The 12,245-nt window shown below is 46.7% G+C and carries 6 protein-coding genes; 4 read left to right on the forward strand and 2 right to left on the reverse strand.

Going from position 1 to position 12,245, the window contains the following annotated elements:
* The first annotated feature begins 152 nt into the window (after positions 1-152).
* Positions 153-1,115, forward strand: coding sequence for a UDP-glucuronic acid decarboxylase family protein (locus H6H02_RS02735; RefSeq protein WP_190814445.1), 963 nt, complete (start codon positions 153-155; stop codon positions 1,113-1,115).
* A 108-nt stretch (positions 1,116-1,223) separates the two neighbouring features.
* A complete protein-coding gene (locus tag H6H02_RS02740) occupies positions 1,224-2,615 on the forward strand; it encodes a UDP-glucose/GDP-mannose dehydrogenase family protein (RefSeq protein ID WP_190814447.1) in 1,392 nt (463 codons plus the stop codon).
* A gap of 42 nt (positions 2,616-2,657) precedes the next feature.
* Here the strand turns inward: H6H02_RS02740 and H6H02_RS02745 are convergent, their stop codons facing one another.
* Positions 2,658-3,950: an amino acid permease gene (locus tag H6H02_RS02745; protein ID WP_190814450.1), complete on the reverse strand. Its 1,293-nt coding sequence runs from the start codon at positions 3,948-3,950 to the stop codon at positions 2,658-2,660.
* Positions 3,951-4,124: 174 nt separating this feature from the next.
* Complete coding sequence (locus H6H02_RS02750; RefSeq protein WP_190814452.1) at positions 4,125-4,919, reverse strand: DUF2993 domain-containing protein; 795 nt, start codon at positions 4,917-4,919, stop codon at positions 4,125-4,127.
* Positions 4,920-5,418: 499 nt separating this feature from the next.
* On the opposite strand from H6H02_RS02750, the gene H6H02_RS02755 reads away from it, so the two are divergent.
* Together H6H02_RS02755 and H6H02_RS02760 are read left to right on the forward strand one after the other, a co-directional pair.
* Positions 5,419-7,290, forward strand: a complete 1,872-nt coding sequence (locus tag H6H02_RS02755; RefSeq protein ID WP_190814454.1) for a tetratricopeptide repeat protein — start codon at positions 5,419-5,421, stop codon at positions 7,288-7,290.
* 204 nt (positions 7,291-7,494) lie between these two features.
* Positions 7,495-12,123 (forward strand): CHAT domain-containing protein, encoded by a 4,629-nt coding sequence (locus tag H6H02_RS02760; RefSeq protein ID WP_242040531.1) that lies wholly within the window; start codon positions 7,495-7,497, stop codon positions 12,121-12,123.
* Positions 12,124-12,245: the final 122 nt, after the last annotated feature.

Genomic DNA, 12,245 nt, shown 5'->3' on the forward strand with positions numbered 1-12,245 from the left:
AAGAAATGAATGCCGAGAGCGATCGCTAATCTTTACGATATCTTTATCGATATCTTCATGGATTTCTTGAAAATGCAGGTACATCTGGACACCATCGCATAGCAAGGTTAGTCTAAGATGGATTCCAACTCTTATAAAGACTCAACTGCCAAATGAGAATCTTAGTCACAGGTGGTGCTGGTTTTATCGGTTCCCATCTGATCGACCGGCTAATGGCGCAAGGGCATGAAGTCATTTGCCTCGATAACTTCTATACCGGACACAAACGCAACATTCTGAAGTGGCTGGATCATCCATATTTTGAACTAATCCGTCACGACATCACGGAACCGATCCGCTTGGAAGTGGAGCAAATTTATCACCTAGCTTGCCCCGCCTCTCCAGTACACTACCAGTTCAACCCAGTCAAGACCGTGAAAACGAATGTCCTGGGTACGCTGAATATGCTGGGACTGGCAAAGCGGGTAAAGGCAAGATTACTCTTAGCTTCCACCTCAGAAGTGTACGGCGACCCGGAGATGCATCCCCAGACAGAAGAGTATCGCGGTAGTGTCAACCCCATAGGAATTCGCTCCTGCTATGACGAAGGCAAGCGAATTGCAGAAACACTGGCGTTTGACTATCATCGCCAGAATCATGTAGAAATTCGAGTCGCGCGAATTTTCAACACCTACGGCCCTCGAATGTTAGAAAATGACGGTCGAGTGGTTAGCAACTTTGTGGTGCAAGCGCTGGGGGGTACCCCCCTAACAGTTTATGGTGATGGTTCACAAACCCGAAGTTTCTGCTATGTTTCTGACCTAGTGGAAGGGCTGATGCGGCTGATGAATGGTGAGCATACGGGACCAATTAATCTAGGAAATCCCGATGAATATACGATTTTAGAGCTGGCGGAGGCTGTCCAAAAGATGGTAAACCCAGACTCGAAGATTAAGCTTGAGCCACTCCCAGAAGACGATCCTCGCCGTCGGCGTCCGGATATCACGCGGGCAAAGACTTGGCTGGATTGGGAGCCGACAATCCCCTTGCAAGAAGGGTTAAAACTGACTATAGAAGATTTTCGCGATCGCGCACAAGCTTCTCTGCCGGAGAATCGCGTCCATAGCGATTCGTGAATGAGAGTCCTTGGTCAAGAATTAATCTATCCATGATTTTTAACCAAGGCCTACCTAACCGCTGATACCCCCAGAACTGTCATTTCAATTTTTTTGAGGTTTACTCCTATGCGTGTTTGCGTAATTGGCACTGGATACGTTGGCTTGGTAACCGGTGTCAGTCTTGCTCATATTGGGCATCATGTCATCTGCGTGGACAATAACGAAGAAAAAGTCAAGTTGATGAAGGCGGGACAGTCCCCAATTTATGAGCCAGGACTGTCAGAAATTATGCAATCGGCTTCCCAGTCAGGGCATCTTGAGTTCACCTCCGATTTGGGTGCTGGAGTGGCTCATGGAGAAATTTTGTTCATCGCAGTAGGTACTCCCCCTTTACCGAACGGTGAAAGCGATACCCGGTATGTGGAAGCGGTTGCCCGTGGCATCGGCGCTCATCTTGACGGTGGTTACAAAGTCATTGTGAATAAATCCACAGTGCCAATTGGTTCTGGGGACTGGGTGCGGATGATTGTACTCGATGGCGTTCTGGAGCGCCAAAAGTCCCTAGTGGGAGCTGGCGGCGTTGCTACCGAGGAGCTGACACTAGAAACAACTCCTCAGTTTGATGTGGTTAGCAATCCAGAATTTTTGCGCGAAGGTTCGGCGGTTTACGACACCTTTAACCCGGATCGGATTGTGCTGGGTAGCACCAATCCGAAAGCGATCGCCATGATGCAGGAACTCTATACCCCCATTGTCGAGCGCCAAGTGGCAGAAGACAAATCCTTACCGCCAGTGCCCGTATTGGTTACAGACATCAACTCCGCTGAGATGATTAAGTACGCCGCGAATGCCTTCCTGGCAACTAAAATTAGCTTTATCAACGAAGTTGCCAATATTTGCGATCGCGTTGGTGCTGACGTTACCCAGGTCTCTAAGGGCATCGGTTTGGATTCCCGGATTGGCAACAAGTTTTTGCAAGCTGGGATTGGTTGGGGCGGTTCCTGCTTCCCGAAAGATGTCTCCGCTCTGATTCATACGGCTGACGACTACGGCTATGATGCCCAGTTGATGAAAGCTGCTGTGAGTGTCAACCAACGCCAGCGCGTGATTGCGATCGAAAAACTGCAACAGGCGCTAAAAATCCTCAAAGGCAAAACGGTGGGATTGCTAGGTCTGACTTTCAAACCCGATACCGACGATATGCGCGATGCTCCAGCGCTCAATCTCATTGAGCAACTAAACCGGCTGGGGGCGAAAGTGAAAGCCTACGATCCGATTGTTTCTTCAACTGGGATGCGTCATGGCTTAACCGGCGTGATGGTGGAAACCGATCCCGAACGCCTGGCTGATGGTTGTGACGCCCTTGTGTTGGTGACAGACTGGCAGCAGTTCCAGACCCTGGACTACACCAAAATGTCTAAGCTGATGAACAACCCGGTGATGATTGATGGTCGTAACTTCCTCAACCGGAAGGAAATAGAAAGTGCCGGTTTCCAATACATCGGCGTTGGTCGCTAAGAAAAGTTATGAGTTATGAGTTATGAGTTAATAACTTAAAACTCATAACTCCCTAACTCTTTGCCTGACTTTGTGCCAGATTAGACCAGCGACAATTAATCCTAGACCCATTTGCCAGATTTGCGGCTCTACCCAGAAAGCCAGGAACAGACAAGATCCTAGACCTGTCCAAGCTATCCATTTGGGATAGAGCCGTTCTGAATCTGGCATTTTTAATGCTGCCAGATTGGTAATTGCGTAGTAAATCAAGACGTTAAAGGCGCTGAACGACCAAGTCGTTTTGACATTGCCAAGCAGAACTAAAAGAGCGATCGCAATTCCTACCACTACTACCGCTAAATCGGGTGTCGTTCCTTGCCGATTTAGCCGTGCTAACATTCTGGGCATATCCCGGCGTCTTCCCATCGCCAGCAGCACGCGGGACAAACCCAAAATCAAGTTTAATAGTACCCCCAGCATTGCCGCGATCGCACCAATCGATAAAATCGTCGCCCCCCTGGAACCAGCAACGCTGCGAACTGCCACCTCCAGGGAAGCTGCCTGTGCCTGGGTTGCTTTGCCTAAAATTTCTGTCCCGACCGCTCCAATGCCAACGGTTGCCACTGCCATGTAAAGCAGCATTGTCACCCCCAGGCTGACAATCATCGCGATTGGAATCGTCTTTCGGGGTTCCCGGGCTTCCTCGCCCATCGTGGCAATCCGACCATAACCTGTATAAGCTACAAACATCAAGGCGCTGGCTTGGAGTACCGTCGCCGGGGAACCTGTGAAAAATGGTGTGAGATTTTCTGTACCAACCTCTGTGGCGCGGGGTAAACAAACAAGGACAAAGAAAATTAAAGATAGCAGCGTCACCGAGACAATGACAATATTGGCGCGATTAGAGCGGCGAATCCCGCTCAAAACAATCAGAGTCATCAAAATCGCCGCAGCTAACGCTGTGGGAATCAGAAATCCCCGTCCATACAAACCCGTCGCATTCAGCAAATAGCCAGCAAAACCCAAAGCTGCCGTTGCGGCTGAGGCAGTCTTTGCCAAGAGAAACATCCAGCCTGCGGTAAAACCCAGACTCGGATTGAGATACTTGTAGCCATATTCGTAACTGCCACCGCTGACGGCATGATTTGCGGCTAACTGGGCACTATTGAGACCATTGCAGGTTGCCACGATGGCTCCAATCGCGATCGCCAAAATTACCGCAGGTCCAGCAATTTCGGCAGCAATGCCGATGCTGACAAACACGCCCGTGCCAACGATAGAACCTAAACCCATCATCGTGGCACCCAAAACCCCTAACTCTCTTTGAAGCTGCGGGGGTGAGGTTCCAGCAGTCACAAGACATCTCCTAGATAACACCACTGTTATCGTAAGGCTGAGAGGTTAAGGCACAGTTGTGCGATCGCTTACCTTGACGAACCAAGGATAAACGCTCGGTGTTCAATCTCCGCTCCTTGTAGCGCAGTTCTGACCCTGCGATGGGAAGAATTACCCAGGATTACTGCCTAATAATCAAGGATTATTGGGAACGCGCTCGATTTGGGCATAGCCACTGAAAATTAGCTTATCTCCTTGCGTTTCCAAACGGTTAATTCGCATTGTCACGCCGTCGAGATTAAAGCGATCCAAATCGACCATGTTATCTAAAATTTCCGCAAACGCCGATGTCAAGGTCTGAGAAATTTCCCGTGATTCTGCTGGAACCGCCTCTGGTTGAAATTGGGGATCTTTAAACCGAATGCGACGCCGCCGTTCCGCGGCTAAGGTTGCTTTCATGCTGACCGGAACCAATCCTTTTTCGCCCAAATCTGCCTGTGCAAAAATTTGCACTTGGTTTTCAGGCAGCAGCTGTACTTGTACTTCGGTAAAGGAAACGGGTTGACCGCCAGATAAATCTGTCAAAGCTGGTGTAGAAATATCTTGCAGGCGTTTCTGCACCAGTTCTGCCTGAAAGGATTGGTTAATATCTGCCTGGGTTAACGTCACCTGTACAACTGCCTGGGTAGGTTGCTTAAGGCGAATCTGACCTTGCATTACACAGCTAAAGTCAATCGAGACGGCGTCTGTCTCAAACGACATCTCCTCGGTGCGAAACTCGCGGCGAATCACGAGACCACTACCGCTCATTTTGAAGCTGTCAATACTGCCCTGCAAAAGCTTGCTGGAGGGATAGCAGCGAACAGCAACTTCCACAGACTCACTCTGGGTAAACATGTGGCGAATGGTCTGGCTAGCGACTGTGTTGAGGAGGCGTTCTCCCCAATCAGTGCCAGTATTTTTTGTGAAACCAGTAAGGCCGCCTAACATAATGTTTCGCGTCCACGAGAGTGCTTACTCTCTTGTTTGTAACAAAATATTAACGAATAAGCAAGAAGACCTAAGACATAAAGAAAGCCAGAGAGCCTACTGCTCAAGGATATCAGCCGGAAATTGGCGTGATTGATAGAATTTCCTGAATTTTCCAATTAGTTACAACAATTAGAGTGGTAGAGTTCCCTCGATCGCCCTCTTGATAAGCGATCGCTTACAGCACCTAACAATGCTGCAAAGGTTCTGGGCTAGAGATCCCAGACTACTGCCAAAAGTTGCAAAGTATTATTGTATACAATTAAATTTCACAATCTCTGGAGCCTTATACTATGCCAGAAAGGACTTCCCTACTCCTTAAACCTACTCCTTAAGAAAGATAAGAGAAAAATTTACCTGGTTTCTGCCATCGAGAGCAATTCAGATCAGGGAAATTTTGAGCAATGGGTTAGCGATGGGTTTGGGATGAAGGCTGTTCTGCATTCTTAAATTGACGGTGATGACACGCATCATTATTCGATATTACGATCCCAGCTATCCATATCTAGAACGAGCTATCCGTTCGATTCAGGGAGACTTTGATATTGTTGTATACGATGATGGAAGCAAGAATTTTCCTGATTTGGCTGGTGTTAAAAATAAATACCAAATCAGACGACTAGAGCATCGAGGGCCAACTTCTACGCTAATAAAGGCTCTGGTTGATGCAAAAAGAGAAAATGTACAACAAGTATTTATTCTAGATGGGGATGATGAGGCGCTAGAGAGCCTAACCAACTTCCTCAGCGCATCCTTACTATCACCTTATACAGCGGTTATTGGGCAGTTCAAGGATATACCGTCCCCAATTTACCAAGACCAAGGAAATGAATTATTTCGAGAAGCGATCGCTAATTTAAAATTCTGCCCTCCCTGCTTCAGCCTCAAGATTGGAGACTGGATTGAAGAATTGCCCAGCATCCTCAAACAAGTGCAAACAGAATATCTCTCCACTGGCACTTTATTTTTAGGCTTATTCCTCTCTGGTCAAACAGGGATTTCTGTTGCCGAACAAGTGATTATCTGGAGACAGCACGAAGGACAGACTTACAGACATCACCACCCCGAAAGACATTTAACTGGACAGAGAATTTGGCAAATCTACCATCAAAAAGCCTTCGAGGAATATAGCCAAATCTTGCATCTCAATCCCTATGATGCTGTTGCCTATTACAACCGGGGTAATACTTGCTCCAGGCTAGGCGATGGGCAAAAAGCAATTGAGGATTACACTCAGGCGCTGGATATCAATCCTAATTTTACTGAAGCTTACACTAATCGAGGGGTTGCACGCTTCGATTTAGGAGATACTCAAGGAGCCATTGACGATTATACCAAGGCATTACAGTTTAATCCTAACTTTGCCGTCGCCTACAATAACCGAGGAAATGCTCTTTCTAAATTGGGTAAATATCCAGAAGCGATCGCTGATTTGCAGGCATCTGTCCAACTTTTCTCTACTCAAGGGGATGTAAGTAACTACCAGCGATCGCAAAACCTCTTAGCTGAAGCCTATTTTAAAATGGGAGAAAGATTGTGGAAGCAAGAGCAGATTGAACAGGCGATCGCTTGTTACCAGAAATCGCTGGAGGTTAAACCTGAATTTGCTGAATCCTACTACGATTTGGGCATGATTTTTCAGCAAATCGGTAGGCTTAATGAGGCAATTATTCATTACAATAAAGTCTTAACAATCAAGCCTGAATATGCGAAAGCTCGTTATCAAATTGAGACCATATTAAAGGGCTATCAATTTTCTACAGACTGGTTTAGCCGCAACCTTGATATTTTGAATGAGCATCTTGAACCTTTATCTAAAATACCTGGATTAAATATTTTAGAAATAGGCAGTTGGGAGGGTCGATCTACTTGTTGGTTTTTAGAAAATATTTTGATAGATAATTCTAGCCGAATTATCTGTATAGATACTTTTGCAGGTAGTTTAGAACATCAAAGATATGATTTTGACTATATCAACTCGATAGAAATGCGGTTCGACTTTAATATCAGTCGGACGGGTGCAGGAGAAAAGGTACGCAAAATAGTAGGTAAATCTCAACAAATATTGCGTTCGTTACCCTTAGGTTTTTATGATTTAGTTTACATTGATGGCTCTCACCTAGCCAGCGATGTTCTGGAAGATGCCGTTTTAAGTTGGGCGCTTGTCAAAGTTGGCGGCATGATAATTTTTGACGATTACGATTTTAGTTTTGCGGACAATCCCTTCCAAAATACCAAGGTGGGAATAGACGCTTTTGTATCAGTTTTTTTCGGTAAAATTCAATTTATCCATAAGTCTCATCAAATTCTTCTAAAAAAACTTTTTTCTTAGGCTTGACTGGGTTTAATTACTGAAGACAATCCGGGTTCAGATAAGTTATAACAGCGGTATAATAACTGTCCGGAAAGTACATCACAGTTAGCGATTGGTTAAAAGTAAAGGGACAACCCGTGCAAACAAAAACGTAGTAACTTCGGCAAAGCCGAACTGCGATTGGTTGTTCAATATTTCTTAATATTTGGAAGCGAGAGCAAAATGAACCCCCGAGTGAGAAGAGTCAGCCTAGTAATAGCAGCCTTGCCTCTAGCAGGAGCCATCAGCTTAGAACAAGCCTTGGCACAACCCATTATTCCGGCTACTGATGGTACTGGTACCCTTGTCAACGTCAATGGCGATAGCTTCGACATCACTGGCGGTAAGCTATCAAGCCAAGGCGAGAATCTCTTCCACAGCTTTAACCAGTTCGATCTCAATCAAGGTGAGATTGCCAACTTCCTATCCACCCCCAACATTCAGAATATTCTTGGTCGAGTTGTCGGTGGAGATGTCTCCGTCATTAATGGCTTAATTCAAGTTACTGGCGGAAATTCAAACTTATTTTTGATGAATCCAGCCGGAATTGTCTTTGGCAACAACGCTAGTCTGAATGTGCCTGCATCTTTCACTGCCACCACTGCCAACAGTATCGGCTTTGGCAATAATTTGTTTAATGCTGTTGGTAACAATAATTATGCCGCTTTAGAAGGAAATCCCAACACTTTTGTTTTCACAGCTACCCAACCCGGTGCCATCGTTAACACTGGAAACTTAGCAGTAGGACAGGGAAAAAATCTCACCTTACTCGGTGGCACTGTTGTCAATACTGGGCAACTTTTAGCACCCGAAGGAAATCTAACGGTAGCAGCGGTTCCCGGCGGAAAATCCGTGCGGATTAGTCAGCCAGGAAACGTACTCAGTTTGGAGGTCGTGACTCAGAATTTTAATCCCCAATCCCCAATCTCTAATCCCCCATCCGTACCGCAGTTGCTGACGGGCGGGAAAGTTGGGAATGCGACTAAACTCACCGTTAATAGCAAAGGTCAAGTGGTACTCACGGGATCTGGTGTTGCAATCCCCACCGATACAGGTACTGCGATTGTAGCTGGCAACCTTGACACATCCGGGGAGACTGGCGGTAAAGTGCAGGTTCTGGGTGAAAAAGTAGGTTTGGTGAGTGCCAACATCAACGCTTCCGGCAGTCTTGGCGGCGGAACGGTGCTAATTGGCGGCGATTATCAAGGGAAGGGGACGGTACCGAATGCCTCTAGAACTTATGTCAGTGCAGACTCTTCGATCAATGTAGATAGCAAAAACAACGGCAATGGGGGTCGTGCGATCATTTGGTCTGATAAGGCAACTGAATTTTATGGCAATATCAGCGCCCGTGGCGGCAAGATTTCCGGCGACGGCGGATTTGTGGAAGTTTCAGGCAAGGAAAGCTTAACTTTCAAAGGCGCGGTGGATACGCTTGCGCCACAAGGTAAGGCGGGAACCTTACTACTCGATCCACTCAACATCACGATAACAGATCAAAGTGCTGGTCCGGGAGCGCAAGACGGTCAATTAACAGACAGCACAATTCTTGAGGGTGATGCTCCTGCAAATTTCATCATTTCGGAAACCGAACTGGAAAATGCCTCCGCCTCTGGCAATGTGATTTTGCAAGCGACTAACAACATCACTATCAACGATCTAACTACAGACGGGATTCTGGACTTTGACTTTGGACCTGGTACGTCAATTACTTTTACAGCGGACGCTAATAATGATGGTGTTGGGTCTTTTGTGATGCAGAATCCGGCGAACAGCATCCAGACAAATGGAAGAGATATAACGATTTCTGGAGCGAGTATCACTGTTGGAAGTATTAATACCGATAGCGGCAATATTCAACTAACCAGCAACAACGGCGCGATCGCTACCGGCAATCTAGACACCTCTTCTTTCTACGCGAATAGTGGCAATATCCTCCTCAACGCCACCAACGGCAACATTCTCACAGGCGATCTTACATCCTCTGCGACTGAAGGTGATGGGGGTCTGGTGAGTTTAACTACTAACACCGGCACAATTACAGTTAATGGCGATATCGATTCCTCCTCCACTTCTAGTTTTCAATCTATAGGCGGCGCAGTTACTCTAGAAGCTGGAAGTAATATCACCACAGGCGCAATTAATTCTTTTGCAGAAGCTGACATATTTTCCCTTGGAGATAACCCAGGAGCTACAGGAGGTAATGTCAAGATAACTGCTGGAGGCAACATTACAACAGATGCAATTAATTCCTCTGCTGTTGTTACTCTCGATGGTAGTGACATTTTATTCGATGCGATAGGCGGCTCAGTTACTTTAGATGCCCAAGGTAGTATTCAAACTGGCGATATTGATTCCTCTGCTACTGACCCCATCGTTGCTACAGGGGGTGCGGTCAACTTCACAGCTAAGGACGATATAATCACAGGTAACATTAATTCCTCTGCTACTGTTAATCCCCCCTCTGCCGATCTGGTTACTAATGCATTAGGTGGGTTAGTTAGCTTAACAACAGATAGCAATATTACCTTTAATACAATTACTACCCAAGCTAAAGAACAAGTAGATGGAATCGATGGCTCGCTCATTGGTGGTAATGCCACAATATCTTCTCTAGGAGTCGTTAAGGGACTGAATATAATTGGCGGCACTTCGGCAACCATCCTCACTAGTGGAGTGACGCAAGGAGGCTCTGTTATCATCCAGCATGATGGGGGGCAAGATAACTTTCAATTTATCGTCGGCGATGCAACTAACAACGGTACGGCGGGAGCGATTGATACGGGTGGAAGTAGTGGGAATGGGGCGCTAATTTCTTCTTCTCCTACACAAATAATTCCATCTATCGATACGCTGATTCCCAATAACAATACCTTCGAGGTGGGCAATCCTAGTGTTGATGGTATTCAGATAACTTTTATCAACCAAGCACCGACTTTGACCGCAAATACTCTGCTAACGGCTACTCAACAAAATCAGTCGATTACATTCACCGTTGCGAGTTTAAATCCATCTATAACCGATGCAAATAGCGATTTTACCTCAATACGCATTGATGCCATTAATGGGGGAACGCTGACCAAACAAGATGGTACCGTCATCGTACCGGGAACCATTTTGTCTTTGAGCGATGTTTTAATTTACACACCGCCAGCGGGCGCGACTGGTTTGCTCAATGCCTTTACAATTAGTGCGAGCGATCGCGTTTCCTTCTCAGCCCCGCAACAGCTCACAATCAATGTAGCTGAGCCAATCCCCACACCAATTCCAACTCCAATCCCCACACCAATTCCCACACCAATTCCAACTCCAATCCCCACACCAATTCCCACACCAATTCCAACTCCAATCCCCACACCTTCCCCAACGCCATTTTCTAGCGAATTATCACCACCGCAGGAGACGCCGCTGACACGAATACCGGCAACGAGAACCCTTGCCTCAGTCGAAATCGATCCAGTTGTTGCTCAAATCGACCAAGAGTTTACACGGCAATTCCAGGAATATTTGGGACTCGCTCCCGATATTCCCTTAAAAACCTTGGATGAGGCGCGTGAAATTCTTAACGAAATTGAGAAAGCAACTGGAGTGAAACCGGCACTTATTTATGTTGCTTTTGTGCCTGCAACAGTTACACCAGGAACGGCGGCAGATAAAAGTCAGCTCCTTTATCCCGCATCACAATCAGATATTCTTTGGCAATTCAACTCTCAGGGATTAGCCATAAATCAGCTAGCGCAAATTCCAGCTCAATCGTCAAACAATCCTCTCCCGCAGGATAACGACCAACTTGAACTTGTCATTGTGACAGGCAAAAAACCACCAATTCGCAGGAGAGTCACAGGGGTAACACGTCGTCAAGTTCTCAAAGTCGCCCAGGAATTTCGCTCAGAAATCACCAAGCCGCTCAAATCAAACCGTTACCTCAATTCCTCCCAACAACTCTATAAGTGGTTGATAGCACCCGTAAAAGCTGATTTAGAAGCTAGCAAAATCGATAATTTGGTTTTCCTTATGGATACTGGGTTGCGGAGTCTTCCCGTTGCCGCCCTCCATGATGGGCAACAATTCCTAGTGGAAAAATACAGCGTTGGACTCATGCCGAGTCTCAGCCTAACCGATACTCGTTACCGGGATATTAAAAAAACCCAAGTCCTGGCAATGGGGGCAGCCAAATTTACTGACCAAAACCCCTTACCCGCCGTGCCAGTCGAATTGTCCATTATCGCCTCTTCCCTATGGTCGGGTAAATCTTTCCTCAACGATGCCTTCACTCTGAAAAATCTTAAGACGCAGCGTCAGCAAGAACCTTTCGGAATTGTTCACTTGGGCACGCATGGGGAATTTAAGTCAGGAGAACCAAGCAATTCCTATATTCAGCTGTGGGACACCAAGCTGAGATTGGATCAACTGCGGGAGTTAGGTTGGAATGACCCTCCTGTAGAACTACTGGTGCTGAGTGCCTGTCGTACAGCCTTGGGAGATGAACAGGCAGAGTTAGGCTTTGCCGGGTTATCAGTGCAGGCAGGTGTCAAGTCAGCCCTAGCGAGTCTCTGGTACGTTAGCGATGAAGGGACTTTGGGATTGATGACAGAATTCTACGAACAATTGAAAAAAGCGCCCATCAAGGCAGAGGCGGTGCGTCAGGCACAGGTGGCAATGCTCAAGGGCAAAGTACGCTTAGAGGGAGGTCAACTCCGCACCCTCAATGGCAGCTTTCCCTTACCACCCTCAATGGCAGAACTGGGAAATAGAAGTCTTGAGCATCCTTTCTACTGGGCAGCTTTCACGATGATTGGCAATCCTTGGTAAAAGGAGGGAGGGCTAAGGGGTAAGGGCTGAGGACTGAGGACTGAGGACTGAGGAAAAAAGGGTCAAGGGGGAGGAACTCAACACTGACAGGTTGAATTACAGGCGATAGCGTCATCAGGCTG

This window comes from Coleofasciculus sp. FACHB-1120 (assembly GCF_014698845.1).
In the GTDB taxonomy this organism is placed as follows: domain Bacteria; phylum Cyanobacteriota; class Cyanobacteriia; order Cyanobacteriales; family FACHB-T130; genus FACHB-T130.

Excerpts from the sequence above, each read along its gene's own strand:
- H6H02_RS02735 (WP_190814445.1), top strand. The coding sequence starts at position 153 with ATGAGAATCTTAGTCACAGGTGGTGCTGGTTTTATCGGTTCCCATCTG.
- H6H02_RS02740 (WP_190814447.1), top strand. The coding sequence starts at position 1,224 with ATGCGTGTTTGCGTAATTGGCACTGGATACGTTGGCTTGGTAACCGGT.
- H6H02_RS02750 (WP_190814452.1), bottom strand. The coding sequence starts at position 4,919 with ATGTTAGGCGGCCTTACTGGTTTCACAAAAAATACTGGCACTGATTGG.
- H6H02_RS02755 (WP_190814454.1), top strand. The coding sequence starts at position 5,419 with ATGACACGCATCATTATTCGATATTACGATCCCAGCTATCCATATCTA.
- H6H02_RS02760 (WP_242040531.1), top strand. The coding sequence starts at position 7,495 with ATGAACCCCCGAGTGAGAAGAGTCAGCCTAGTAATAGCAGCCTTGCCT.